Genomic DNA, 26,845 nt, shown 5'->3' with positions numbered 1-26,845 from the left:
CAAGTTTCACTTAAGCATGCCGATAATAACAGCAAGAGCCAGGCGCGCCAGCGCATGTTGGCGACCACACTGATGACAGCAACCCGGTTAACGGGGGAATGTAAGGAACCGAGATGTCCAGCATAATTAACTCCGCAATGAGCGGGCTCAGTGCCGCACAGGCCGCCTTAAGCACGACCAGTAACAATATCAGTAACTACACTGTCGCGGGTTACTCACGTCAGACCACCATTCTGGCCGAAGCAAACAGTACCCTGCAGGGGAAAAGCTATTACGGCAATGGCGTTAACGTCACTGGCGTTCAGCGTGAATATGATAGTTTTATCGCGGCTCAGCTGCGCGGTTCGTCAGCCACCTATAACGCAGCGAATACACAGTATTCGCAAGTATCGAACATTGACGATCTGATGTCGACCTCGACCACTAACCTGTCGACGGCGATTCAGGGCTTCTTCAGCAACATGCAGAACGTGGTCAGTAACGCCAACGATCCGGCGGCGCGTCAGTCGATGCTCAGCAACTCGCAGGGGTTGGTTAACCAGTTCCAGACCCAGGCGCAGTACCTGACCAACATGCAAAACAGCGTGAACACCAACATTGCCTCTGATGTTGATCAGATTAATACCTTCACCACACAGATCTCGAATCTTAACCAGCAAATTGCCAAACTCAGCACGGCTAACGGTGCAACACCGAATGATTTGCTGGATCAGCGCGATCAGTTAGTCAACGGTCTGAATAATATCGTTGGTGTGACAGTGTCACAACAAGATGGAAGCTATACCGTTTCCATGGCTAACGGTCTTTCGCTGGTGAATGGTTTTCAGTCCACCAAACTGGTGGCTATGCCCTCCAGCAGTGACCTGACTCGCACCACAGTGGGTTATGTTGATCCACAAGCTGGCAACGTGCAGCTTCCCGAATCATCCATAACTACGGGTTCGCTGGGCGGTATGCTGAGCTTTCGTTCGCAGGATCTGGACCTGGCACAAAACCAACTGGGCCAGTTAGCGGCGGCCTTTACAACCAGTTTTAACGCCGTGCATAAGCAAGGCTTCGACAGCAACGGTAATCAGGGCGTCGACTTCTTTAATATCGGCACTCCTACGGCGCAGGGGGACAGCAAAAATACCTCTTCTGCCACCCTGACGGCCGCGTGGACTAACACCAGTGCCCTGCAGGCATCAAACTATACCGTCAGCTATGACGGGACAAACTGGTCAGCGACACGTTTGTCAGATAACAGCAAAACCACGCTTACACCCACGACCTCGGGCGGCGTTACGACGCTTAATCTGGATGGAATGAGCCTGACGGTCAACGGCACGCCAAACGCCAAAGACAGTTTCCTGGTGAAGCCGGTTCAGAACGTGGTTAACGGCATGTCGGTTGCTATTACCAGCGGATCGCAAATCGCCGCTGCGGCCGCGACCGGCGGTGAAAGTGATAACCGCAATGCGCAAAAGCTGCTGGCGTTGCAGGATGCCAAAATTGTTAACGGCAACGCGACGATTTCCCAGGCTTACGGCGCGATGGTGAGTACCGTTGGCAACAAAACTCAGGCACTCAAAACCGCCAGCACGACACAGCAGAACGTGGTGACGCAGCTAACCAACCGCCAGCAGTCTGTTTCTGGCGTGAACCTGGATGAAGAGTACGCGAACCTGACGAAATACCAACAATATTACATGGCGAATGCGCAGGTTTTAAAAACGGCCAGCACCGTTTTTGACGCCCTGCTTAGCATCAACTAAAAGCAGAGGACATCATGCGACTCAGTACAAATATGATTTTTGACCAGCAGGTTCGCGGCGTTAGCGATGCGCAATCCTCCTGGTTAAACGCGGGAAAACAGCTTTCCACCGGACTCAGAGTGTCTAATCCTTCAGACGACCCGATTGCCGCATCGCGTGCGGTCGTGCTGTCGCAAACGCAGGCGCAGGCAAGCCAGTATTCTGTTGCGCGTACCTTTGCCGACCAGGGATTATCGCTGGAAGAAAATACCCTTAACGGCGTCACGAACAGCATCATGAGCGCGCAGTCGATGATCGTGGCCGCGGCAAACGGTTCCTTAAGCGATGATGACCGCGCCTCCTATGCGACTCAGCTGGAAGGCGTGCGTGCGCAGTTACTGAACCAGGTCAACAGCAAAGACGCCAACGGCCGCTATATTTTCGCGGGTTACAAAACCGATAGCCCGCCGTTTGTGGACGGTGCGGGCGGTGTGACCTATCAGGGCGGAACCGACGCCATTACGCAAAAAGTGGACACTGACCGTACCATGACCATTGGTCATACCGGTAACAGCATCGTGATGTCTATCACCAGCAATGCGGTGAAAGAGCCTAACGGCGGTACCAGTGAAACGAACTTGTTTAACATGCTGGACAGCGCGATCAGTGCGCTGAAAGTGCCGCAAAACGGCGCGGACGATGCGACGAAAGCCACGTTTTCTGCGGCAATGGATAAAACCAGCCGTGGTTTGAGCAACTCGTTGAACAACGTGCTCAGCGTCCGTTCCGAGATCGGTACTCAGTTGAAAGAGTTAGATACGTTGAATGCGCAGGGGGACGATCGCAAGGTCATTTATGATTCCCAGATGAGCAGCCTGGTGGACGTTGATTACACCCAGGCGATCTCCAGCTACACCATGCAACAGCAGGCGCTGCAGGCTTCATACAAGACCTTTACCGATATGTCTCAGATGTCGCTGTTTCAGTTAAATTCATAAAAAATTTGGGCGTACTTTAACCGGGTGCGCTTAGTTTTTCCCACCGTCCTGATAAGGGACGGTGGGATTTTTTTTGCCTGCAGCCTGTGCGTTGCCACAAGGCCACTCTGAAAAGCATGCGTTAACGCGTGACTTCCGCGCGCGGTTTTATCCCTGTAACGCTGCCCTGCCTGAGAGCCGCATTCAGTTAAGGGCTGCGTGTCCCCGAACCATCACCTGTTACGCCGTGCAAGCAATAAAAAACCCGGCCGGAGCCGGGTTCATGTGTGCTGCTAGCGCGCCTTACGGCTTGGTGGCAGGTGCAGTAGCCTGATGGGTAGCGCTGTGGCCGCCAGCAGAACCTCTGCCCTCAAATTTAAAGGCCGGACGTTGCCAGTCACTTTGACGGGCAGGCTCGGGTTGCCACACTGGCGCAGGTGCCTTGGTCATCGGTGCAGAAGCAAAGTGCTTCCAGCGCGTTTCGGCGTTGGCTTTTAATGCCTCAACAGGGATGTCGCGTGCGGCAACAGGTGCATGAGGTTCACTAACCGGCGTAATGGCTTCCTCAGCGGCAACCGGCGCGTGTAAAACCTCTTCCACCTGCGCTTCGGTCGCAGCGCTGACTTCAGTGCCCGCATGCTCATCCGCCGTTTCTTCAGGCGCGGATTCTGCGACAACCGGCACGTTCACCTCCGGCACGCTCACTTCCGGCGCTTCGACAGCGTCAGCAGGCTGAGCCTGTTGCGCGATCGCTTCAGCACCGGCTTCAGCGGCGGCTGGAATCACCGAAGGTTCATGATGAACCGGGGCTTCAATGGCCTGAGTATCGTCAGTATTCACCACGGTAACCGGGGCGTCAGCCTGCGGCTCTGCGATTTGTACTGGCGCAGCCTGTGAAGCCGGCGCTTCCTCAGTGGCGACAGGCAGGGCAACAGCAGGTGCAGTCTCTTCACGGCTGTAGTCCGGTGTCGATTGAGGCGCATCCTGAACGATTTGCTCTTCATTCGCTTGCGCGACCGGGTAGCGAATCCAGACTTTGCCGGACGCCATTTCAGGCGAAGCCGCAGCAGCGTCTAAAGGCATCGCGGACTGAGTCGGATAACGTTCATCACGGTAACGACGGCGACGCTGACCACTTACGCGCAGATGGCGAGGTGAACGGCGTGAACGACGTGGCATATTGGCATTATCGCGACCTTCGTTCTCCTCCGTCTCTTCAACCTGCGACGTTTCGACAACAGGCTGCACCTTCTGAACGTCAGCCGATTCGGCTGATTCAACGGCGGCGGCCTGCGGCTGGTCATTGTTATCACCAACGCGGACTTTCTGCGTCAGCTGGCGCGGTTTGCGACGTGGCATCACCTGAACGCGCTCGTCTTCCTGCGCATCCACAGCAGCAGGCGCGACCGCTTCGGCGGTTTGTTCCACCGCGCTGTTAGCGTCCTGATGAGCACGTTTCTCTTCCTGACGACGACGCTGACGTTCAGCACGTTGTTCGCGGCGCTGTTGCTGCTGCTCATCACGCTGCTGACGCGCCTCATCGCTCAGTACCGGACGATCGTCACGCGCCTCATTAGGCTGGGCCTGACGCTTGTTACGACGATTGTCTTCACGCGGCTCGCGATTATCTCGAGACTCACCACGGTTATCACGGTTATCACGGTTATCACGAGCGTCACGGTTATCGCGAGATTCGCGCTGTTGTGCGTTATCACCGTTGCGCGGGGTACGTTCGCGACGGTTATTGTTGCGACGATTATTACGACGATCGCCACGCGGGTTGCCGTTCTCGTCCTCGCTGGTTTTCTGCGGGGCCGTCACCTCGGCAACCGGCTCGACAGCCGCCGGAGCTGGTTCGCCAGCAAACAGTTTTTTCAATCCACTCAGCAGACGGCTGACAAAACCTTCACTGGCCGGCGCGGCCGCTGATGCGGGTTGCGTCACAGTCGCTGAAGGTGTGGCCACTTCCGGTGAGGCTTCGGCCGGTGCTGGCGGCGCATCGGGCATCACAAAGGCTGCGAGAGCAGGCTGCTCTGGACGACGTCGCTCAGCATGCTCCTCTTCAGATGGCATCGCCATCTCGGCTTCATGCAGTTTCGGCAGGTGATAGCTCAGCGTTTGCGTTTCTTCGCCTTTGCGCACGCGCAGAACGGAGTAGTGCGGGGTTTCCATCCGGTCGTCCGGCACGATGACCGCACGTACGCCGCCCTGACGTTTCTCGATAGCATTTACCGCTTCACGTTTTTCATTCAGCAGGTAAGAGGCAACCGGGACCGGCACGATAGCATGCACTTCTTTGGTGTTGTCTTTCAGCGCTTCTTCTTCAATCAGGCGCAGAATGGACAGCGAGAGAGATTCGTTATCACGAATAGTGCCGGTGCCGCTACAACGTGGACAGACGTGGTGGCTGGACTCGCCCAGGGACGGGCTGAGGCGCTGGCGGGACATCTCCAGCAGGCCAAAACGTGAAATATGGCTGATTTGAATTCGGGCGCGATCCTGACGGACGGCTTCACGCAGACGGTTTTCAACCGCGCGCTGGTGACGAACCGGTGTCATATCGATGAAGTCGATAACGATCAGGCCGCCCAGGTCGCGCAGACGCAGCTGGCGAGCAATTTCGTCGGCCGCTTCCAGGTTGGTATTAAAGGCGGTTTCTTCAATATCGCCACCGCGCGTGGCACGGGCGGAGTTGATATCGATGGCGGTAAGCGCTTCGGTACTGTCGATAACGATTGAGCCGCCTGACGGCAAGCGAACTTCACGCTGGAAAGCGGATTCGATTTGCGATTCGATTTGGTAATGGCTGAACAGCGGAATCTCACCGGTGTAGAGCTTAATTTTGCTGCTAAAGTCCGGACGGCCCAGCGCGGCGATATGCTGACGTGCCAGTTCCAGCACTTTCGGGTTATCGATAAGAATCTCACCGATATCCTGACGCAGATAGTCGCGGAAGGCGCGCACGATCACGTTGCTTTCCTGATGGATCAGGAACGGGGCCGCGCGGCTGTCAGCCGCTTTTTTGATGGCTTCCCAATGCTTCAGACGGAAGCTAAGGTCCCACTGCAGCGATTCGGCTGATTTACCGACGCCCGCCGTGCGAACAATCAGCCCCATGCCATCAGGGAGTTCAAGCGCCGATAGCGCCTCTTTCAGTTCGGTACGGTCATCGCCTTCAATCCGACGTGAAATCCCACCCGCGCGCGGGTTATTTGGCATCAATACCAGATAGCTGCCTGCCAGAGAGATAAAGGTAGTGAGCGCAGCGCCTTTGTTGCCGCGTTCTTCTTTATCAATCTGAACAATGACTTCCTGACCTTCACGCAGCACGTCTTTAATGTTCGGACGACCGTGTGAGTTGTAATTAGCAGGGAAGTATTCGCGGGAAATTTCTTTCAGAGGGAGGAAACCGTGACGTTCTGCACCGTAATCGACAAAAGCCGCTTCAAGGCTGGGTTCGATACGGGTGATTTTACCTTTGTAGATATTGGCTTTTTTCTGTTCGTGTCCTGGGCTTTCGATATCCAGATCGTACAGACGTTGACCATCAACCAGGGCAACGCGCAACTCCTCCTGCTGAGTTGCGTTGATTAACATTCTTTTCATCGTAACGTACTCGTTATTCTTTCATGAGTGATTAAAGCTGCGGGCATAGTTACCCTGGACGAGTATCAACCGATGGCCCCGTGACTTAGTGCAATGTCGTCAACCTCACGGTTATCGACCGCGCGAGGGGCGCAAATAACGTCGGTGGCCTGTTTTTCATAAGGAACAACAGCACCAGATAGTGGAAATGCGAGAGATAATTCAGTAAACCCGTGCACTCCATCTCATGTCCAGGCCGCAACCCGCAGCCCGCTAAGTGTCTGATTTCGCATTACGTCTTACGCCATTGCTGCGTGTCTGCTCAATCCGACAAAATAACTAATTTCGTTTTTTTTCTTATCTGAATCTTCAGCTAAGAAACCCAAGCATTATTCCACTGCTAACCTTCATATAGCAAGGTGACTTTAACTCACTGATCAATTTTCTTTACATTTTAAGAACCCTACGACAAGAAGTGCACCCGCGCTGCTGAAAATCACAGCAATCACATTACGCTTCCTGACGAGACGCAAAGAGTTAAGCACAGAAAAAGGGGTGGCGCTATCAGGGGACACTATTTAGAATCGCCGCCATGAAAACAGAGAATCCAGGCGTACACTTTGTCGCCATCACGGCTGAAAATGCCGGACAACGCATTGACAACTTTTTGCGCACCCAGTTAAAGGGCGTGCCGAAAAGCATGATTTATCGCATCGTGCGTAAAGGCGAGGTGCGGGTTAACAAGAAACGCATCAAGCCAGAATATAAGCTGGAAGAGGGCGATGAGGTGCGTATCCCGCCCGTCCGGGTAGCCGAACGGGACGAAGAGGGCGTTTCGCCCAAGCTGGCCAAAGTGGCTTCTTTAGCCAATGCCATTCTCTTTGAAGACGATCACCTGCTGGTACTGAACAAGCCGTCCGGTACAGCGGTACACGGTGGCAGCGGCCTGAGCTTTGGCGTGATAGAAGGCTTGCGCGCCCTGCGTCCTGAGGCTCGTTTCCTGGAGCTGGTGCACCGTCTGGATCGTGACACCTCTGGCGTGCTGCTGGTGGCCAAAAAGCGTTCAGCCTTGCGCTCACTGCATGAACAACTGCGTGAGAAAGGCATGCAGAAAGACTATCTGGCGCTGGTTCAGGGTAACTGGCCATCGCATCTGAAAGTGGTTCAGGCGCCGTTGCTGAAAAACATTCTGCAAAGCGGTGAGCGCATGGTACGCGTGAGCAGCGACGGCAAGCCTTCAGAAACCCGGTTTAAAGTGGAAGAGCGCTTCGACTTCGCCACCCTTGTAAAAGCCAGCCCGGTTACCGGACGTACCCACCAGATTCGTGTGCATACGCTGCATGCCGGTCATCCTATTGCATTCGACGACCGCTACGGCGATCGCGCGTTTGACAGCCAGCTGTCCTCTACGGGGCTTAACCGCTTGTTCCTGCATGCGGCCGCGCTGACCTTTACGCATCCCAACACGGGTGAGACGCTCCGCATGGAAGCGCCACTGGATGACAAGTTGCAGCATTGCCTGACGATGCTGCGCCAGCAGAAAAGCTGACGCGCCGGGCATCAATCCGACAGGGGGTTGATGCCTGCTTCTCGCAGCATATTGCTGAGCGCGATAAGCGGTAAACCGACCAGCGTATTCGGATCGCGTCCCTCAAGACGATCGAATAAACAAATCCCCAACCCTTCGCTTTTAAAGCTCCCTGCGCACTGCAGCGGTTGCTCTTTCTTTATATAGGCACGGATCTCGGCGTCGGTTAGCGTGCGGAAATGGACGCTAAACGGCTCACAGCATTGCATTAAGCGCTGGCTGGCAGGGTGGTATAGCGCCAGCCCGGTATAAAACGTTACGCGCTGGCCGCTGGCGGCCCGCAACTGTGCTTCCGCGTTTTCAACCGTATGGGGTTTCCCGGTTATCACGCCATTCAGCACGCAGACCTGGTCAGAACCAATAATCCAGTGGTCAGGATAACGTTGGGCCAGCGCCTGCGCCTTGGCGATGGCTAATCGGGTGACCAGCGCTTCCGCGCTTTCATGCGCTAACGGCGTTTCATCTGTCTGCGGCGAATCGACCGTGAAAGGCAGGCCCAGCCGCGCTAACAGTGCCTGACGAAAGGGCGACGTTGATGCTAAAAGAATCGATGCTGTCATTTTTTTTCAATATTGATAGCGAATTGGTGGCAGTCATTTTAAACTGTGCGCCGCACTGGATGCGAATAGTGGTTGAAAGATGCTGGTAAACGGCCTTTTTCTTTGACTCTATGTGATTACAAAGTTAATATGCGCGCCCTATGCAAAAGGTAAAATTACCCCTGACGCTGGACCCAGTCCGCACCGCTCAAAAACGCCTGGATTATCAAGGTGTTTATACCTCTCAACAGGTTGAGCGTGTTGCTGAGTCGGTCGTCAGTGTGGACAGTGATGTAGATTGTGTCATGTCGTTTGCGGTTGACAACCAGCGTCTGGCAGTACTGACGGGTACTGCTGATGTACAGGTTACGCTACGTTGTCAGCGCTGCAACCAGGTTTTTCCACATCATGTACACGTAAGCTATTGCTTCAGTCCTGTGTCGTCTGACGAGCAGGCCGAAGCGTTGCCGGAAGCGTACGAGCCGGTTGATGTCAACGAGTTTGGTGAGATCGACCTGCTGGCAGTTATCGAGGATGAAGTTATTCTCGCGCTGCCTGTGGTTCCGGTGCACGATTCTGAACACTGTGAAGTGTCCGAGGCGGACATGGTCTTTGGTCAGTTGCCTGCAGAGGCAGAAAAACCAAACCCATTTGCCGTATTAGCCAGTTTAAAGCGTAAGTAATAGGAGTAAGGTCCATGGCCGTACAACAGAATAAACCCACCCGTTCTAAGCGTGGTATGCGTCGTTCGCACGATGCGCTGACCACTGCCACTCTGTCAGTAGATAAAGTTTCTGGTGAAACTCATCTGCGTCACCACATCACTGCGGACGGTTACTACCGCGGTCGCAAGGTTATCGTTAAGTAAGTTCTTTGCTTAGCAAGGCGATACCTTGGCACGTTTGACCCTGGCTATCGATGCCATGGGCGGGGACTTCGGTCCCTGCGTGACGGTGCCTGCAGCATTGCAGGCACTGGCCTCTCATTCGGAAATTATCCTTCTTCTTGTCGGAGATCCCGACATTCTCACGCCATTGCTTGCCAAAGCGGATTCCTCCTTGCTGGAGCGACTGCAGGTTGTGCCTGCCGAATCAGTTATTGCAAGTGATGCGCGACCCGCACAAGCCATCCGTAACAGCCGCGGCAGTTCTATGCGAGTGGCGTTAGAGTTGGTTAAAGAAGGGCGGGCTCAGGCCTGCGTCAGCAGCGGCAACACGGGCGCGCTGATGGGGCTGGCGACATTATTACTGAAGCCGCTGGACGGGATTAAACGTCCGGCGCTTATGACCGTTTTACCCCATCAGCAGAAGGGAAAAACGGTCATTTTAGATTTAGGTGCCAATGTCGACTCAGACAGTGCGATGCTGGTGCAGTTTGCGGTAATGGGCTCAGTGATGGCGGAAGAAGTGTTGGGGATTGCGAATCCCCGTGTGGCACTTCTCAATATTGGTCATGAAGAGCATAAAGGGCTTGAAAGCATCCGCGATGCGGCGTTAAGTCTCAAGGCATTGCCGCAGATTAACTACATTGGTTACCTTGAAGGTAATGATTTACTGACTGGCAAAACGGATGTGCTGGTCTGTGATGGTTTCGCAGGAAACATCACTCTGAAGACAATGGAAGGCGTAGTAAGAATGTTTCTTTCTCTGTTCAAGTCATCAGAGGAAGGTAAGAAGCGGTCGTGGTGGCTGACGTTGCTGGGGCGCTGGATGAAAAAGCGTTTGGTCAGGCGCTTCGGGCATCTCAACCCCGACCAGTATAATGGCGCTTGTCTGTTAGGATTACGCGGGACAGTGATAAAGAGCCATGGTGCAGCAAATCAACATGCTTTTGCCGTGGCGATCAATCAGGCCGAGCAGACGGTGAGGCGGCAGGTGCCTGAACGCATTGCCGCCCGTCTGGACGCTGTATTAGCCAGGAGTGACAAAGCCTAGATGTTTACCAAAATTATCGGTACGGGCAGTTATTTGCCCAGCCAGATCCGCACCAATGCCGATCTGGAAAAAATGGTGGAGACTTCGGACGAGTGGATTGTTACCCGTACCGGCATTCGTGAGCGCCGTATTGCTGCGCCGGATGAGACTGTCGCAAGTATGGGACATCAGGCTGCACAACGTGCACTGGAAATGGCAGGCGTTGACGCCAATGATATCGGTCTGATCATCGTTGCGACCACCTCGTCCAGTCACGCCTTTCCAAGCTCTGCCTGCCTGATTCAGCAGATGCTTGACATCAAAGACTGTGCGGCGTTTGACCTCGCAGCAGCCTGTGCCGGCTTTACCTATGCGTTAAGCGTGGCCGATCAATATATTAAAAACGGTGCCGTTAAACATGCGTTAGTCATCGGTGCCGATGTCCTCGCGCGTACGCTCAATCCAGACGATCGTGGGACGATCATCCTGTTTGGTGATGGTGCCGGCGCTGTTGTGCTGGGCCAGAGCGAAGAGCAGGGGATCATTTCAACCCACCTGCACGCTGACGGTCGCTATGCGAAACTGTTGACGCTGCCGTATCAGGATCGCGAAAATCAGGATCAGCCCGCTTATTTGACAATGGCAGGCAATGAAGTCTTCAAAGTGGCGGTTACCGAGTTAGCCCACATTGTGGACGAAACCTTGCAGGCAAATAACATTGCGCGTGAAGAGCTGGACTGGCTGGTGCCGCATCAGGCTAACCTGCGTATTATCAGCGCCACGGCGAAAAAACTGGGTATGACCATGGAGAAAGTGGTCGTGACGCTGGATCGCCATGGAAATACCTCTGCCGCATCCGTGCCAAGTGCGCTGGATGAGGCGGTGCGCGATGGCCGCATCAAACCCGGACAACTTATTTTGCTGGAAGCCTTTGGTGGTGGATTCACTTGGGGTTCTGCGCTGGTTCGCTTTTGATTGACAGGAATTGAAAATGACGCAATTTGCTTTTGTTTTCCCAGGTCAGGGTTCACAGACTGTGGGCATGTTAGCGGATCTGGCCGCTGCTTATCCGGCGGTTGAAGCGACGTTTCGTGAAGCTTCTGATGTTCTCGGTTACGATCTGTGGCAGTTAGTCAGCCAGGGGCCGGCTGAAGAGCTGAATAAAACCTGGCAGACGCAGCCTGCTTTGCTGGCTGCCTCGGTAGCCATCTATCGTGTCTGGCAGCAGCAGGGCGGTCAACTACCCGCCCTGATGGCAGGTCACAGCCTGGGAGAATACTCCGCGCTGGTCTGCGCAGGTGTGCTGAATTTTGCGGACGCGATCAAGCTGGTTGAACTGCGCGGTAAGCTGATGCAGGAAGCCGTGCCTGAGGGCACGGGTGCGATGCAGGCAATTATCGGCCTTGATGACGCTGCGATTGCTAAAGCCTGTGAAGAAAGTGCGCAGGGCCAAGTGGTTTCACCGGTTAACTTCAACTCGCCAGGCCAGGTGGTTATCGCTGGCAATAAAGAGGCGGTTGAACGTGCAGGTGCAGCCTGCAAAGCGGCAGGCGCAAAACGTGCGCTACCGCTGCCGGTAAGCGTCCCTTCACACTGCGCGCTGATGAAACCGGCTGCCGATAAGCTGGCATTAACACTGGAAAACATCACGTTTAGTGCGCCAGCTGTGCCGGTCATTAACAACGTGGATGTCAAAGCCGAAACGGACGCCGACGCGATTCGACATGCGCTGATTCGTCAGCTTTACAGCCCGGTCCGCTGGACCGAGAGCGTTGAGGCTATGGCCGCGCAGGGCGTCACGCAACTTATTGAAATGGGACCGGGTAAAGTCCTTACCGGTCTGACAAAACGCATTGTAGACGGCCTGTCCGCAGCAGCGGTGAACGATACTGCGTCATTGACTGCGGCGCTTGCACAGGAATAAGAGGAAAATCATGAGCTTTGAAGGTAAAGTAGCGCTGGTAACTGGCGCAAGCCGCGGCATCGGCCGTGCGATTGCAGAAACCCTGGCCGCACGCGGTGCGAAAGTGGTAGGTACTGCAACCAGCCAAAGTGGCGCCGATGCTATCAGTGATTACCTTGGCGATAAAGGACAAGGTCTGCTGTTAAACGTGACGGATGCCGCTTCTGTAAACAGCGTTTTAGAGAAAATTCGCGCTGAATTTGGCGAAGTGGACATTTTAGTCAATAATGCAGGCATTACGCGTGATAATCTACTGATGCGTATGAAGGACGATGAGTGGCAGGATATCCTGGATACCAACCTCACATCGGTTTTCCGTCTTTCGAAGGCGGTGATGCGTGCCATGATGAAAAAGCGCATGGGTCGTATCATCACCATCGGTTCTGTTGTTGGAACCATGGGCAATGCGGGTCAGGCAAACTACGCTGCAGCAAAAGCAGGTTTGATTGGCTTTAGCAAATCACTGGCGCGCGAAATCGCGTCACGTGGCATTACCGTCAACGTCGTGGCTCCGGGCTTCATAGAGACTGACATGACGCGGGCACTGAACGAAGATCAACGTTCCGGTATTCTGGCGGAGGTCCCAGCGGGTCGTTTAGGCGAAGCGCAGGAAATTGCTAATGCCGTTGCATTCTTAGCCTCTGACGAAGCAGCCTACATCACGGGTGAGACGCTGCACGTCAATGGCGGCATGTATATGGTCTGATAATCACGAAATCATTTGCATTATTTGCGGATAAAACCGCACAATAGCGTAAAATCGTGGTTCGACCAGCCGGGATTTTGTTGCATCTTTTTCAACATTTTATACACTACGAAAACCATCGCGAAAGCGAGTTTTGATAGGAAATTAAATAGTATGAGCGATATCGAACAACGCGTTAAGAAAATCATCAGTGAGCAGCTGGGTGTGAAAGAGGAAGAAGTGACCAACTCTGCATCTTTCGTAGAAGACCTGGGTGCCGATTCTCTTGATACCGTTGAGCTGGTAATGGCTCTGGAAGAAGAGTTTGATACTGAAATTCCAGACGAAGAAGCTGAGAAAATCACTACCGTTCAGGCAGCGATCGACTATATCAATAGCCATAAAGGCTAATGAATATCTTCAGGCGGTCATATGACCGCCTGAGTTTTATGTTTGCCCCACAATAGTCATTTTTATCCCTCCCTGGAGGACGAACGTGTCTAAGCGTCGTGTAGTTGTGACTGGTCTTGGCATGTTGTCTCCTGTCGGCAATACCGTAGAGTCTACCTGGAGTGCTCTCCTTGCCGGTCAGAGCGGCATTAACCTGATCGACCATTTTGATACCAGCGCCTATGCAACACGTTTTGCAGGTCTGGTAAGAGATTTTAATTGCGATGACTTTATCTCTCGTAAAGATCAACGCAAGATGGATGACTTCATTCAGTACGGCATCGTGGCAGGCATTCAGGCCATGCAGGACAGCGGTCTGGTTGTGACCGACGAAAATGCAGGCCGGGTTGGCGCAGCAATTGGTTCGGGCATCGGGGGCTTGGGTCTTATTGAAGACAACCATACCTCTCTGGTGAACGGTGGCCCGCGTAAAATTAGCCCATTCTTTGTGCCTTCCACAATCGTCAATATGGTGGCGGGGCATCTCACCATCATGTATGGCCTGAAAGGCCCCAGCATCTCCATTGCGACCGCCTGTACATCTGGCGTGCACAATATCGGTCATGCTGCACGTATCATCGCCTATAACGATGCCGACGTGATGCTGGCGGGCGGTGCGGAAAAAGCCAGTACGCCACTTGGCGTTGGCGGATTCGGCGCGGCACGTGCGCTGTCGACGCGTAACGAAAACCCCCAGGCGGCAAGCCGTCCATGGGATAAAGACCGAGATGGATTTGTACTGGGCGACGGCGCTGGCATTATCGTACTGGAAGAGTATGAGCATGCTAAGAAACGTGGCGCAAAAATCTATGCGGAAATTGTGGGCTTTGGGATGAGCAGCGATGCTTATCACATGACCTCACCGCCGGAAGACGGTTCAGGTGCAGCCGCTGCGATGATCAACGCGCTGCGTGATGCGCAGATGACGCCAGATAAGATTGGTTACGTCAATGCACACGGTACCTCAACCCCAGCCGGCGATAAAGCGGAAGCCCAGGCGGTGAAATCCGTTTTTGGTGCAGCAGCCAGTACGGTAATGGTCAGCTCCACCAAATCCATGACCGGCCATCTGTTGGGTGCGGCGGGCGCGGTTGAATCGATCTATTCGATTCTGGCCCTGCGCGACCAGGCGATTCCACCGACGCTGAACCTGGATAATCCTGATGAAGGTTGCGATCTTGATTTCGTTCCGCACACCGCTCGTCAGGTTTCGGGGCTGGAATACACGCTGTGTAACTCCTTCGGCTTCGGCGGTACCAACGGCTCGCTGATTTTCCGTAAAATCTAAACATTCCGTTTATGATTGCTGTAAAGGCCCGCAATGCGGGCCTTTTTTCTATCCAGCGGCGCGAAGAAACCGATAAAATCATGGCCATCGTCGAGCAACGTTCTGATACCGGAGAAACGGCAATGTGGATAAACGGCACTGAGCAATCCCAGCTGGCGGCCACCGATCGTGCCGTACAGTTTGGCGATGGCTGCTTTACGACCGCCGCGATCGGCAACGGCAAAATCCTGCTGTTAGACAGGCACATGCAGCGATTGCAGCAAAGCTGTGAACGGCTGTGGCTGAATGGCGTTGACTGGCCCGCGCTGGCGCAGGAGATGCAACACGCGGCCAGCGGACATGACAGGGCAGTGCTTAAAGTCATTATCAGCGCGGGCAGCGGCGGGCGGGGCTACAGCCGCAGCGGTTGTAGCGGCCCCACACGAATCGTTTCGGTATCCCCCTGGCCTGCGCATTATGCGGCGCTACAGCAAACCGGCGTCAGGCTGGCCGTGAGCCCGGTCCGCCTGGCGCGCCAGCCTCAGTTTGCCGGCCTTAAGCACCTGAACCGGCTGGAACAGGTGATGATTCGTGCCCACCTTGAGCAGACCGACGCCGATGAGGCGCTGGTGCTTGACACTGACGGTTGGGTGGTGGAATGCTGTGCGGCCAATTTATTCTGGCGAAGCGGCGGCACGGTTTTTACCCCGGCGCTGGATCAGGCGGGCGTTGACGGCATTATGCGGCGCAGTCTGATAGCGGAAATGCGCGCCGCAGGTCAGATTTGTCAGGTGGTTCAGGCGGGACTGGCGCAACTCCAGGCAGCCGATGAGATTGTGGTATGCAACGCGCTGATGCCCGTATTACCCGTTCGACAACTTGATGCGCTGGCGTTTGAACAGCGCACCCTGTTTAACCAGCTACAGGCGAGCTGTAGAAAGATAATGGAAGCATCATGAGCCGAATCAAAAAAATAGGGGTGAGCGTTGTGGTCATCCTGCTCATCGCGGCAGCCGTGAGTTACTGGCAGGTTAAACAACTTGCAGCAACCCGGTTGACCCTTTCCCAGGAAACGATCTACACGCTGCCGGCAGGAACCGGTCGCGTTGCACTGGAAGCGCAGTTGGAAAGTCAAAAGATTATCCCTCACAGCATCTGGTTTGGCGCATTGCTTAAACTGGAGCCTGAGCTGGCCAAATTCAAAGCCGGGTCCTATCGCCTTGAACCGACAATGACGGTCCGCAGTTTGCTGGAATTGCTCGCCAGCGGCAAAGAGGCACAATTCCCGCTGCGGTTTGTGGAAGGACAACGCCTGCAAGAGTGGCTTAGCGAATTACGTAAAGCGCCCTACGTGAAACATACGCTGCCGGATGACAGCTATGCGACCGTCGCCAGCACGCTGAAGCTGGACGAAAAGGCGCTGGAAGGCAGTTTCTTTCCGGATACTTATCTGTATACCGCAAACACCACCGATGTCGCGTTGCTGGAACGCGCGCATCAGCGGATGAAAAAGACCATCGATGAAGTCTGGCAGGGCAGGATGGATAACCTGCCCTATAAAGATGCGCAGGAAATGGTCACGATGGCGTCGATCATCGAAAAAGAAACCGGTGTGAGTGAAGAGCGGGCTAAAGTGGCTTCCGTGTTTATTAATCGCCTGCGCGTGGGGATGCGTCTGCAAACCGATCCTACCGTGATCTACGGCATGGGTAACGCCTATACTGGCACGCTGACGCGTAAAGATCTGGAAACGCCGTCACCGTATAATACCTATATCATCAGCGGCCTGCCGCCGGGGCCAATTGCGATGCCGAGCAAAGCCTCACTGATTGCGGCCGCGCATCCGGAAAAAACCAACTATCTCTACTTCGTGGCGGATGGCAAAGGTGGACATACCTTCACCACCAATCTAGCGAGCCACAACAAGGCCGTGCAGGCTTACCGGCTGGTGTTAAAGGAAAAAAATGGACAGTAAGTTTATTGTTATTGAAGGCCTGGAAGGCGCAGGGAAAACCACGGCGCGCGATGCGGTCGTTGCAACACTGCGGGCCAGTGGAATCGACGATATTGTCTTTACCCGCGAACCCGGCGGCACACCGCTGGCTGAGCAGCTCCGCGTGCTGGTCAAGCAGGGCATTGAGGGCGAGCAGGTAACCGATAAAGCGGAACTGTTAATGCTGTATGCCGCGCGCGTCCAACTGGTGGAAACGGTGATCAAGCCTGCGCTGGCGCGGGGGGCCTGGGTGATAGGCGATCGTCACGATCTCTCCTCCCAGGCATATCAGGGCGGCGGTCGCGGGCTGGACGCCGAACTGATGCGCACCTTACGGGATACGGTACTGGGCGACTTTCGTCCTGACCTGACGCTGTACCTCGATGTTACGCCTGAAACCGGGTTACAGCGTGCCCGCGCCCGCGGAGAATTAGACCGCATTGAGCAGGAGTCGCTGCGCTTTTTTGAACGCACGCGTGAGCGCTATCTGGCGCTGGCTGCCGCCGATGACAGTATCCTGACGATAGATGCCACTCAGCCGCTTGAGCAGGTTACAAGCGCGCTGCACGCCACCCTGACGGCCTGGCTGGCGGAACAGCGCGCATGAACTGGTATCCCTGGCTCAATCAACCTTACCGCCAGGTGATTGGTCAGCATCAGGATGGCCGTGCCCATCATGCGTTGTTGATCACCTCTCTTGACGGCATGGGCGATGATGCGCTGGTGTGGGGGATCAGCCGCTGGCTGATGTGCCTGCAACGCGACGGATTAAAAAGCTGTGGTCACTGCCATGGCTGCCAGCTGATGCAGGCAAATACGCACCCTGACTGGTACCGGCTTGAAGCCGAAAAAGGCAAAACGACGCTGGGCATTGATGCCGTGCGTCAGGTTACGGAAAAAATGTATCACTATGCGCAGCAGGGCGGTGCCAAGGTGGTCTGGCTGCCAGATGCGGCTCAGCTCAGCGAGGCGGCGGCTAACGCCTTACTGAAAACGCTGGAAGAGCCGCCAGCCAACAGTTGGTTCTTTTTAAGCTGTCGCGAGCCCTCCCGCCTGCTGGCAACTCTGCGTAGTCGCTGCATGGTGCTGACGTTACCTCCACCAGATGAAAATCACAGTCTGGCCTGGCTCAGAAAGCAGGGGCAACATGATGAGGCCCCGCTACTGGCCGCGCTGCGGCTCAGTGCCGGTGCGCCCGGTGCGGCGCTGACGCTGTTGGATGATGGCCTGTGGCAGGCCCGGCAAAAACTGTGCGATTCCCTGCCGGGTGCGTTGCAACAGGACATCCTGCAACTCCTGCCCGTGCTGAACGCAGATAACAGCGCGGCACGGATTGGCTGGCTGTTATCATTCATACTGGATGCGATGAAATGGCAGCAGGGCGCAACCCAGTGGCTGACTAACGTCGATCGTCAGGACGTGGTCGCCATGCTGGCGCAGCACTTCTCGCAAACGGCGCTCAATAACAGCGCTCAAGACTGGATGCGCTGCCGTGAATCGTTATTACAGGTTGCGGCAGTGAATCGTGAACTCCTCCTGACTGACCGATTACTGAGTTGGGCAGATAACCTGAAGCCCAGGTTACCCGGCTAAATGACTGAGAAAAATATGTTTATTGTTGATTCCCATTGCCATCTTGATGGTCTGGATTATGAGAAAAATCATCACGACCTTGATGATGTGATTGCCAAAGCGGCGGCGCGCGACGTCCGGTTCATGCTGGCTATCGCCACGACCTTACCCGGCTTTAGTACGCTGAAAGCGCTGGTGGGCGATCGTGAAAATATTGCGCTCTCCTGTGGCGTGCATCCGCTGAATCAGGAGGCGCCGTATGATGTTGAGTTATTCCGCCGCCTGGCCGCCGATCCTCAGGTGATCGCGCTGGGCGAGACCGGGCTGGATTACTACTATCAGCAGGAAACCAAAGCTCAGCAGCAGGACTCTTTTCGTGAACATATCCGTAGCGGAATTGCGCTGAATAAGCCGATTATCGTGCATACGCGTGATGCACGTGAAGACACGCTGGCCATTCTCAAGGAAGAGCAGGTTGAACGCTGTGGCGGGGTACTGCACTGCTTTACAGAAGATCAGGCGACGGCAGCAAAACTGCTGGATATGGGGTTCTATATCTCATTCTCGGGCATCGTCACCTTCCGCAATGCAGAACAGATTCGTGACGCGGCGCGCTACGTCCCGCTGGATCGCATTCTGGTCGAAACCGACTCCCCTTATCTGGCGCCTGTTCCTTACCGGGGCAAAGAGAACCAGCCTGCTTACACGCGTGACGTTGCCGATTATCTTGCGGTGCTGAAAGGCGTAGATATTGAGACGCTGGCCGCCGCCACCACAAAAAACTTTTCTACGCTGTTTCATGTGCCGATGAGCCGTCTTGGTGCCTGATTCAGAGTTATTTCAGACGTTGTAATAAATACGAGATTATGTTCGTTGACCCTGTTGTGATTCGACAGGGTCAACTTTTATTGGCTGAAAAATCAGCAAAAAAACCGCCGTTGTGGCCGGCTGCTGGCGTGTGATTGACGAAACGTGATAGCCGTCAAAGTAACGAAGGGTAATTTATTTTACCCTTCGTAATAAATCAAAAAGGCGGATAACGCCAACCGGTAAAGAACCTCCCTCTTTACCACGCGCACTGCGCGAAAAACGCACTCATACTCAGGAGTTTCACGCTATGTTCAAAAATGCTTTTGCCAACTTACAAAAGGTTGGTAAATCGCTCATGCTGCCGGTATCGGTTCTTCCGATTGCCGGTATTTTATTAGGTGTTGGTTCAGCGAACTTTAGCTGGTTACCTGCGGTGGTATCGCATGTAATGGCGGAAGCGGGTGGATCGGTCTTTGCCAATATGCCGCTGATTTTTGCCATTGGCGTGGCACTCGGCTTTACCAATAACGACGGTGTTTCCGCACTGGCAGCGGTCGTGGCTTACGGCATCATGGTGAAAACCATGGCGGTGGTCGCTCCCTTAGTCCTGCATCTGCCGGCAGCGGAAATTGAGGCAAAACACCTTGCCGATACCGGGGTGCTGGGCGGTATTATTGCCGGCTCCATCGCCGCGTATATGTTTAACCGCTTCTATCGCATTAAGCTGCCCGAATATCTGGGCTTCTTTGCCGGTAAACGCTTTGTGCCGATTATCTCGGGTCTGGCGGCTATCGCGATGGGGCTGGTGCTGTCATTTATCTGGCCACCGGTCGGTTCAGCGATTCAGGACTTCTCTCAGTGGGCGGCCTACCAAAACCCGGTGGTGGCATTTGGTATCTACGGCGTCGTTGAACGTGCGCTGGTGCCATTTGGTCTGCACCACATCTGGAACGTTCCTTTCCAGATGCAGATTGGTGAGTACACCAATGCCGCAGGTCAGGTATTCCACGGCGATATCCCTCGCTACATGGCGGGTGACCCAACCGCAGGTAAACTTTCTGGCGGCTTCCTGTTCAAAATGTATGGCCTGCCTGCCGCGGCGATTGCCATCTGGCATTCGGCAAAACCTGAAAACCGTGCCAAAGTGGGCGGTATCATGATCTCTGCGGCGTTGACCTCGTTCCTGACCGGTATTACCGAGCCGATCGAGTTCTCGTTCATGTTTGTTGCGCCAATCCTGTATGTCATCCATGCCATTCTGGCCGGTCTGGCTTTCCCAATCTGTATCCTGCTGGGCATGCGTGACGGTACCAGTTTCTCCCATGGCCTGATCGACTTTATCGTCCTGAGTGGTAACAGCAGCAAAATCTGGTTGTTCCCGATTATCGGTATGATCTACGCCGCGGTTTACTACACCGTTTTCCGCGTCCTGATCGTGAAGCTGGATCTGAAAACCCCTGGCCGTGAAGACAGCGCAAGCGAACAGTCCTCTTCCGCGACCGGCGGTGAAATGGCGGGCAAACTGGTGTCTGCATTTGGTGGCAAAGAAAACATCACTAACCTGGATGCCTGTATCACGCGTCTGCGCGTCAGCGTGGCCGATGTAAGCAAAGTGGATCAAACTGAACTGAAAAACTTGGGCGCACGTGGCGTCGTGGTGGCCGGTTCAGGCGTTCAGGCGATTTTCGGCACCAAATCCGATAACCTGAAAACAGATATGGATGACTACATCCGTAACAAGTCATAAGATCTGATGCCGTTCTGGCACGGCGAAAACAGCGTTGAGTCTCGGCTCAACGCTGTTTTTTTTGCCCGAAGTTAAGGCTGACAGGGCATCGCGCTTTAGCCTGTCAGTTTGCTTCGCGAGTCAAAAATTTTGAGGTGGTCTGCAACAGTCGATCGGATAACCGTTGCAACTGTGCCGTTGCGGTCGCCGTTTCTTCTACCAGCGCTGCATTCTGCTGCGTGTCGGTATCCATTTGCGCCACGGCAATACCGATCTGTTTCACACCGGTGCTTTGCTCATGACTTCCCGTGCTGATTTCAGCCACCAGGTCGTTGACGCGATGAATCTCTTTAATGACCGCCTTCATGGTTTCGCCTGCCACGCTGACATTGGTCACGCCGGTTTCGACACGTGAATGACTTTCTGTAATCAGCGTTTTAATTTCCTGGGCTGCCACGGCGCTGCGCTGCGCCAGGTTTCTGACTTCGCCCGCGACCACAGCAAACCCCCGACCTTCATCCCCGGCACGTGCCGCTTCCACCGCCGCGTTAAGCGCCAGAATATTGGTTTGAAAAGCAATGCTGTCAATGACGCTGATGATTTCGCCGATTTTGCTACTGCTGTCCTGAATGGCGCGCATCGTCTGCTCAACGTCAGACACTGACTGACCGCCGCTGGCTACCTTCTGAAAGGCGTTGCTGACCACGTCGTTCGCGATCCTGGCGTTGTCTGCATTGCTTTGTACGGCTGAGGACAGCTGCTCCATCGAAGCACTGGTTTCTTCCAGCGCTGAAGCCTGTGATTCCGTTCGTTGTGACAGATCGCGGGTACCCTGGGCGATTTCCGTCGAGGATTTGGCTACCTGTTCCGCCGCTTCCTGGACCTCACTGATCAGGTCGCGGATGTGCTGGCGCATCACGGATAACTGGTAAATCAGGCTGGAGGTATCCCCGGCTTTAATAGCGTTGTGCTCATAAAGATGACCGTCGGCGATCAGGCCCGCCACTCTGACGGCAACGTCAGGCTCGGCACCCAGCTGCTTCATAACGGAAAAAAATATCAGCGTGCCCAGTGCGCAGCCGGCGATAAAGGTCAGGCTAATTAACAGAATCAACATCAAGGAGGTTCGGTCAATATGGGAAACGTTGTCGTCAATGATCTGGCTGACGGACGCATTGTAGATCTTTACGGCTTCTAACAGGGGATCCCGGACCGCGACATGTAAACGATCTGTCGTCGTTGCGATTTCCTTTAGCGCTCCTGCCACATTGTTTTCGTTGGCAAGGGCGTAGACGCGTTGCATGGACGCCAGGTAGTCAGGCCAGGCCTGCAACACTTTCTGCGTGATAGCAACCAGCGCCGGATCCTGAGATTGCTTAAGAAAATCAATCGCATTTTGCACAGCTTGCTGAGACTTCTGGTTAAATTTAGAGGTGGTTTGGCGTGATTCAACGGGCGTGGCGGAGCTAACCGGAAAGACGTAAGCATAGGAACGGCGAAAATGCGTGGCCATCTCCCGGGCGGCAACGTTCATTATCTGCACTGGCTCCAGCCGGGAAGCGAAGAGCTGCTGTTCTGACGCAGCCAGCGACCGAAGTGAGTGAAGAGAGATCACAGCGATAACAACCATGGCGAGAAGGAAAAAAGCGATGAGAAAAATCAGGCGATGTGACAATTTGACACGTTGTAAAATGCTCATATTCAACATCCTGTTTAATCGTTGATGTAATCGTTTTCTTGACTGTCAGGCGTCGCGCATCACAGAAAGCAGGTTAACCCGATACGCTGTTGATAGTTTCGGCAGGTAGCATTGGTGGTTTATTGATCAATTGTTGCAACTTTTGTCCAGGTGTCTCCTGTAGAAACAAATGGAGCGGGAGTTCCCGTCGGACAGCCCTGCGAGCGCGCGTGTCAGGTCTGGCCGCAGGCAACATAAAGGGGGCGACGAGTGCAAAGGGGGCAGAGACAGGAAAGGCGGTTTTTCGCATACGGGCGCTGTTAAATGCGTTAAACGCCGCCGGTCATAACAAGAAAAAGTCGCCTGAGGTTGAAAGAAAACGAATTTCTCCCGCATACTGAGGTATTACCTCAGGCTCAAGGAATTGCTTTATGGCTGAAGAAACTATTTTCAGTAAAATTCTCCGTCGGGAGATCCCCGCCGACGTGGTGTATCAGGACGAACTGGTAACGGCTTTTCGCGATATTTCACCCCAGGCGCCAACGCATATTTTGATTATCCCCAATATCCTGATCCCAACCGCCAATGACGTCGAGGCGGCGCACGAGCAGGCGCTGGGTCGGATGTTCACCGCCGCCGCAAAGATTGCGCGGGAAGAAGGCATTGACGAAGACGGCTATCGCCTGATTGTTAACTGCAATAAACATGGCGGTCAGGAAGTTTATCATATCCATATGCATCTGGTGGGCGGCAAGCCGCTTGGCCCGATGCTGTCACACTGATCCCTGAAGGGAACCTTGCTATGCGTTCATGGTTGATATGTCTGCCCGTGGCGTTGCTGAGCCTTACTGGTTGCAGCAGCGACAAACCGATGATTAATACATCGCAGTCACTGGTCATGGAGTCGTCTGTCCTCTCGGCGGGTATTATTACCGACGAGCCAACGCTGGATGACCATGACGGCCAGAAACGTGCCAGCAGCATACTTTACAATCAGCGTGAAACGCCGGTGGTTGTGCACTATCGTTACTACTGGTACGACGACAAAGGGCTTGAAATAACGCCGCGTGAACCGGCTCAGGTTGTCACGGTTCCCCCCAACGGAAGCGTCGCTGCGGTGTCGCAACTGGGTAATCTGACGGCCAGCAAGGTTCGTCTCTATATCTATCTCTGAGGACTGTTACGTGATTCGCAGTGTTAACCGTACTGGCGCGCTAATGATGGCGCTTATTCTTTCTGGCTGCGTGATGAAACAGCAGCAGCCAGCACCGGTCGAACCGACTCAGCCTGTGGAGCCGGTTCAGCCTGTTCCTCAGCCAGAGCAACCGATCCCCCAGCCTCAACCTGTTCCGCAACCGCCTAAGCTGGTGACGATTAACTGGGATGCCAGCGTGGAACCTTTGGTCGCACAAATGGTGCGCGCCGCCACGGTGACGCCGGGAAGCGTGTTGCTGGTCGATCGCATTAAAAACAGCACTAACGGCGCACTGCAGGGTGAAAAGGCGACCAGTGCTATTCAGAACGCGTTGAATAACAACGGTAAGTTCACTCTGGTGTCGTCAGAACAGCTGGCGCAGGCGAAACAAACACTTGGTCTTTCGCCAGACGACAGCCTGAACTCGCGCAGCAAGGCGATTGGCCTGGCGCGTAATCTCAACGCGCAGTACGTGCTCTACAGCACGGCCAAAGGCGATGTAAAATCACCGACCTTACAAATGCAGCTGATGCTGGTGCAGACGGGTGAAATTATCTGGTCTGGAAACGGTGTCGCCCAAAATTAATGCGGCGCTTCTGCAACTGATCAAGGCAACAACGGGCGGGCATCGGGTAACGGTAACACCGTTGGCAGGATTAACCGGGCAGAGCTGTCAGATCGTCACACAAAACGAACGGCTTCTCCTCCGCCCGGCGCCACAGTCAGCGATACCTTTCGTCAATCGCCAGCGCGAAGGGCGCGTGCTGCGTAAATTGCGGCTGAGCGGCCTGGTGCAGCGCCCGCTGGCGGGTAACCGGCACGGCATTATCCTGCCCTGGCAGGACGGTGAGGTGATGAGCGATGCCGGATTCCGTGCTGCACGGCCTCAGGTACTTGCGCTATTGCAACGGCTACACCAGCAGCCGCTCACCGGTTACCGTTTATCCCTTTTGCCCCTGCTGTGGCAGTACTGGCAGCGTTGCCAGCAGCGACAGCACCGCTGGTTGCAGCAGCTGCAACGACTAACCAGACAGGGCGAGCCGCGGCCGTTACGCCTTGCGCCGCTGCATATGGACGTGCATCCCGCTAATCTGATTCAGTCTGAACAGGGGCTGCACCTTATTGACTGGGAATATGCCGCAGACGGCGACGTGGCGCTTGAGCTGGCGGCCGTCTGTTTATCCGATCCCACTCAGCAAGAGCAGTGGCTAGGTGACTATGCCGCGCTCATGCAGATCCCGCTGACATCATTGCAACACCAGGTTTCGCGCTGGCAGCCCTGGCTGCATCTGTTAGTCGCCAGTTGGTATCAACTGCGCGCCGAACAGAGCGGCGATGCGCATTTACAACAGCTGGCTCAACAGAGCTGGCAGCAGATTTAACGGCTTTGTGCCGTGAAACAGGATTCAGGCTATGACAACAGGTTTCCCCGGCCCCTTGATGCTGGACGTCGAAGGTTTCGAACTGGATGCGGAAGAGCGTGAGATACTGCGCCATCCGCTGGTGGGTGGATTAATCCTTTTCGCCCGCAACTATCATGACCCCGCTCAACTGGCCGAGCTGGTGCGTCAGATTCGTGCCGCCTCGCCTACGCGCCTGGTGGTGGCGGTGGATCAGGAGGGCGGGCGAGTACAGCGTTTTCGTGATGGCTTTACGAATTTGCCCGCTATGCAGTCTTTTGCCGCGCTCAACGATATGACAACGGCAGGCGAGCTGGCACAGCAGGCTGGCTGGCAGATGGCGGCCGAAATGATCGCGCTGGATATCGATATCAGCTTTGCGCCGGTGCTGGATATCGGCCATATCAGTGCGGCCATTGGCGATCGCGCGTTCCATGAGGACCCTGCGATTGCCCTGGCGATGGCGCGGCGTTTTATTGCCGGCATGCATGAGGCCGGAATGAAAACCACCGGTAAGCATTTCCCCGGTCACGGCGCGGTCAGTGCAGATTCCCACAAAGAGACACCGCGTGATGGCCGCAGCGAAGCCGAACTGCGCGAGCATGATATGGCGATATTCCGCACGCTGATCGGCGAGCAGGCGCTCGACGCTATTATGCCCGCACACGTGATCTATACGGAAGCCGATCCGCTCCCCGCCAGCGGTTCGCCTTACTGGCTGAAAACGGTGTTACGCCAGGAGCTGGGTTTCAAGGGCGTGATTTTCTCGGACGATCTTTCAATGGAAGGCGCGGCGGTGATGGGCAGCTATGCCGAGCGTGCGCAACAGTCTCTGTCTGCCGGATGCGACATGATTCTGGTCTGTAACGACCGTCAGGGCGCGGTAAGCGTGATCGATAATTTGACCGTGATCGAGGCAGAGCCGGTGGTGCAGTTGTACCATCGGGGAACCTTTAGCCGGGACAGCCTGAAGGCCAGTCGCCGCTGGAAACAGAATGCGCAGCAGTTAAGCGCGCTGCAGGAACGCTGGCTGGCGCATAAAGCGACGTGGTAATCACGGGTTGCCCGGTGTGATGATCTTCAAGGATAAACATGATTATTTATCTTCACGGTTTCGATTCATCCAGTCCGGGCAACCACGAAAAAGTGCTGCAACTGCAGTTTATCGATCCTGACGTCAGGCTCATCAGCTACAGCACGCGCCATCCCAAACATGACATGCAGTTTCTGCTCAAAGAAACCGATAAAATGCTCAGTCTGAGCGACGATCCGCATCCGCTGATCTGCGGCGTAGGGCTGGGCGGGTACTGGTCAGAACGTATTGGTTTCTTGTGCGCGATCCGCCAGGCGATTTTCAATCCCAACCTGTTTCCGTACGAAAATATGGAAGGCAAGATAGATCGACCTGAAGAGTACCTGGACATTGCCACCAAGTGCGTCAGCGATTTTCGCGAACGTAACCGCGGCCGCTGCCTGACCCTTTTATCCCGCCACGATGAGATTCTCGACAGCCAGCGCAGCGCCGCACTGCTGGATCCCTACTACCCGATCGTCTGGGACGAAAGCGAAAGCCACAAGTTCCGCAATCTTTCCCCCCATCTTCACCGACTGAACGCCTTTAAAACGGCAGATTGACGCAACCGGGCGCCCATGCGGTGCCCGATTGTGTTGTCGGCGTTGCCAGGAACTGTCTGCTAAATTTGATGTACATCAATTTTCTGAGGCCCATCGCTTCCCGCCATGCTATTCTGCCCCCAGATAGCGAAATTAT

The 26,845-nt window shown here is 54.8% G+C and carries 26 protein-coding genes; 23 read left to right on the top strand and 3 right to left on the bottom strand.

The features are described 5' to 3' along the window. Nucleotides 1-113: 113 nt before the first annotated feature. Nucleotides 114-1,754, top strand: coding sequence for a flagellar hook-associated protein FlgK (flgK, locus tag NXS97_RS05250; protein ID WP_014593422.1), 1,641 nt, complete (start codon nucleotides 114-116; stop codon nucleotides 1,752-1,754). 14 nt (nucleotides 1,755-1,768) lie between these two features. Then, nucleotides 1,769-2,731, top strand: a complete 963-nt coding sequence (gene flgL, locus NXS97_RS05245; RefSeq protein ID WP_013025357.1) for a flagellar hook-associated protein FlgL — start codon at nucleotides 1,769-1,771, stop codon at nucleotides 2,729-2,731. A gap of 282 nt (nucleotides 2,732-3,013) precedes the next feature. On the opposite strand, the gene rne is transcribed toward flgL, so the two are convergent. Then, the gene (gene rne / locus NXS97_RS05240; RefSeq protein WP_259231764.1) at nucleotides 3,014-6,316 is read right to left on the bottom strand and encodes a ribonuclease E; all 3,303 of its coding nucleotides are present in this window, start codon (nucleotides 6,314-6,316) and stop codon (nucleotides 3,014-3,016) included. 571 nt (nucleotides 6,317-6,887) lie between these two features. Between rne and rluC the strand changes: the two genes are divergently transcribed. Beyond that, a complete protein-coding gene (gene rluC / locus NXS97_RS05235; protein WP_019105708.1) occupies nucleotides 6,888-7,844 on the top strand; it encodes a 23S rRNA pseudouridine(955/2504/2580) synthase RluC in 957 nt (318 codons plus the stop codon). 11 nt (nucleotides 7,845-7,855) lie between these two features. On the opposite strand, the gene NXS97_RS05230 is transcribed toward rluC, so the two are convergent. Continuing rightward, on the bottom strand, nucleotides 7,856-8,443 hold the full coding sequence (locus NXS97_RS05230; protein WP_013025360.1) for a nucleoside triphosphate pyrophosphatase: 588 nt from the start codon (nucleotides 8,441-8,443) through the stop codon (nucleotides 7,856-7,858). Between the two features lie 140 nt (nucleotides 8,444-8,583). Between NXS97_RS05230 and yceD the strand changes: the two genes are divergently transcribed. From yceD to ptsG, 14 genes are all read left to right on the top strand, one after another. Beyond that, nucleotides 8,584-9,105, top strand: coding sequence for a 23S rRNA accumulation protein YceD (gene yceD, locus NXS97_RS05225; RefSeq protein ID WP_014593425.1), 522 nt, complete (start codon nucleotides 8,584-8,586; stop codon nucleotides 9,103-9,105). 14 nt (nucleotides 9,106-9,119) lie between these two features. Beyond that, nucleotides 9,120-9,290 carry a 50S ribosomal protein L32 gene (rpmF, locus tag NXS97_RS05220; protein ID WP_013025362.1) on the top strand — a complete coding sequence of 57 codons (171 nt, stop codon included), beginning with the start codon at nucleotides 9,120-9,122 and terminating at the stop codon, nucleotides 9,288-9,290. 25 nt (nucleotides 9,291-9,315) lie between these two features. After that, nucleotides 9,316-10,356 (top strand): phosphate acyltransferase PlsX, encoded by a 1,041-nt coding sequence (gene plsX, locus NXS97_RS05215; RefSeq protein WP_013025363.1) that lies wholly within the window; start codon nucleotides 9,316-9,318, stop codon nucleotides 10,354-10,356. Further along, entirely contained in the window at nucleotides 10,357-11,310 is a 954-nt protein-coding gene (locus NXS97_RS05210; protein WP_013025364.1) for a beta-ketoacyl-ACP synthase III, read from the top strand. 16 nt (nucleotides 11,311-11,326) lie between these two features. Then, nucleotides 11,327-12,259, top strand: a complete 933-nt coding sequence (fabD, locus tag NXS97_RS05205) for an ACP S-malonyltransferase (protein WP_029568636.1) — start codon at nucleotides 11,327-11,329, stop codon at nucleotides 12,257-12,259. Between the two features lie 10 nt (nucleotides 12,260-12,269). Next, nucleotides 12,270-13,004, top strand: a complete 735-nt coding sequence (gene fabG, locus NXS97_RS05200; protein WP_014593428.1) for a 3-oxoacyl-ACP reductase FabG — start codon at nucleotides 12,270-12,272, stop codon at nucleotides 13,002-13,004. A 153-nt stretch (nucleotides 13,005-13,157) separates the two neighbouring features. Then, the gene (gene acpP, locus NXS97_RS05195; protein WP_003849865.1) at nucleotides 13,158-13,394 is read left to right on the top strand and encodes an acyl carrier protein; all 237 of its coding nucleotides are present in this window, start codon (nucleotides 13,158-13,160) and stop codon (nucleotides 13,392-13,394) included. Between the two features lie 85 nt (nucleotides 13,395-13,479). Further along, nucleotides 13,480-14,721 carry a beta-ketoacyl-ACP synthase II gene (gene fabF, locus NXS97_RS05190; RefSeq protein WP_013025368.1) on the top strand — a complete coding sequence of 414 codons (1,242 nt, stop codon included), beginning with the start codon at nucleotides 13,480-13,482 and terminating at the stop codon, nucleotides 14,719-14,721. A gap of 122 nt (nucleotides 14,722-14,843) precedes the next feature. Further along, nucleotides 14,844-15,659 (top strand): aminodeoxychorismate lyase, encoded by an 816-nt coding sequence (pabC, locus tag NXS97_RS05185; RefSeq protein WP_181134526.1) that lies wholly within the window; start codon nucleotides 14,844-14,846, stop codon nucleotides 15,657-15,659. Beyond that, entirely contained in the window at nucleotides 15,656-16,675 is a 1,020-nt protein-coding gene (gene yceG / locus NXS97_RS05180; protein ID WP_116219644.1) for a cell division protein YceG, read from the top strand. The genes pabC and yceG overlap by 4 nt, the downstream gene beginning before the upstream one ends. Next, on the top strand, nucleotides 16,665-17,300 hold the full coding sequence (gene tmk, locus NXS97_RS05175; RefSeq protein ID WP_014593431.1) for a dTMP kinase: 636 nt from the start codon (nucleotides 16,665-16,667) through the stop codon (nucleotides 17,298-17,300). Before yceG ends, tmk begins: the two co-directional genes overlap by 11 nt. After that, nucleotides 17,297-18,286, top strand: coding sequence for a DNA polymerase III subunit delta' (gene holB, locus NXS97_RS05170; RefSeq protein WP_013025372.1), 990 nt, complete (start codon nucleotides 17,297-17,299; stop codon nucleotides 18,284-18,286). The genes tmk and holB overlap by 4 nt, the downstream gene beginning before the upstream one ends. 15 nt (nucleotides 18,287-18,301) lie before the next feature. Continuing rightward, entirely contained in the window at nucleotides 18,302-19,093 is a 792-nt protein-coding gene (locus NXS97_RS05165; protein ID WP_026020996.1) for a metal-dependent hydrolase, read from the top strand. A gap of 289 nt (nucleotides 19,094-19,382) precedes the next feature. Further along, nucleotides 19,383-20,822, top strand: a complete 1,440-nt coding sequence (gene ptsG / locus NXS97_RS05160) for a PTS glucose transporter subunit IIBC (RefSeq protein ID WP_013025374.1) — start codon at nucleotides 19,383-19,385, stop codon at nucleotides 20,820-20,822. Nucleotides 20,823-20,925: 103 nt separating this feature from the next. On the opposite strand, the gene NXS97_RS05155 is transcribed toward ptsG, so the two are convergent. Next, nucleotides 20,926-22,500 (bottom strand): methyl-accepting chemotaxis protein, encoded by a 1,575-nt coding sequence (locus NXS97_RS05155; RefSeq protein ID WP_181901413.1) that lies wholly within the window; start codon nucleotides 22,498-22,500, stop codon nucleotides 20,926-20,928. Nucleotides 22,501-22,910: 410 nt separating this feature from the next. Here NXS97_RS05155 and hinT point away from each other — a divergent pair, with 410 nt between their 5' ends. The 6 genes from hinT to ycfP are packed head-to-tail and all read left to right on the top strand — an operon-like array spanning nucleotide 22,911 to nucleotide 26,709. Next, nucleotides 22,911-23,261, top strand: coding sequence for a purine nucleoside phosphoramidase (gene hinT, locus NXS97_RS05150; RefSeq protein WP_013025376.1), 351 nt, complete (start codon nucleotides 22,911-22,913; stop codon nucleotides 23,259-23,261). Nucleotides 23,262-23,281: 20 nt separating this feature from the next. Continuing rightward, on the top strand, nucleotides 23,282-23,653 hold the full coding sequence (locus tag NXS97_RS05145) for a YcfL family protein (RefSeq protein ID WP_013025377.1): 372 nt from the start codon (nucleotides 23,282-23,284) through the stop codon (nucleotides 23,651-23,653). A gap of 10 nt (nucleotides 23,654-23,663) precedes the next feature. Further along, the gene (lpoB, locus tag NXS97_RS05140) at nucleotides 23,664-24,260 is read left to right on the top strand and encodes a penicillin-binding protein activator LpoB (protein WP_013025378.1); all 597 of its coding nucleotides are present in this window, start codon (nucleotides 23,664-23,666) and stop codon (nucleotides 24,258-24,260) included. Beyond that, a complete protein-coding gene (gene thiK / locus NXS97_RS05135) occupies nucleotides 24,220-25,056 on the top strand; it encodes a thiamine kinase (protein ID WP_028715012.1) in 837 nt (278 codons plus the stop codon). Before lpoB ends, thiK begins: the two co-directional genes overlap by 41 nt. Before the next feature lie 31 nt (nucleotides 25,057-25,087). Next, nucleotides 25,088-26,128 carry a beta-N-acetylhexosaminidase gene (gene nagZ, locus NXS97_RS05130; protein WP_014593437.1) on the top strand — a complete coding sequence of 347 codons (1,041 nt, stop codon included), beginning with the start codon at nucleotides 25,088-25,090 and terminating at the stop codon, nucleotides 26,126-26,128. Between the two features lie 38 nt (nucleotides 26,129-26,166). Beyond that, a complete protein-coding gene (ycfP, locus tag NXS97_RS05125; protein ID WP_014606124.1) occupies nucleotides 26,167-26,709 on the top strand; it encodes an alpha/beta hydrolase YcfP in 543 nt (180 codons plus the stop codon). Nucleotides 26,710-26,845 lie beyond the last annotated feature (136 nt).

Source organism: Pantoea sp. B623 (assembly GCF_024814475.1).
In the GTDB taxonomy this organism is placed as follows: domain Bacteria; phylum Pseudomonadota; class Gammaproteobacteria; order Enterobacterales; family Enterobacteriaceae; genus Pantoea; species Pantoea ananatis.
The sequence above is the reverse complement of the archived record's forward strand: the minus strand, read 5'-3'. Positions and strand labels throughout refer to the sequence as shown.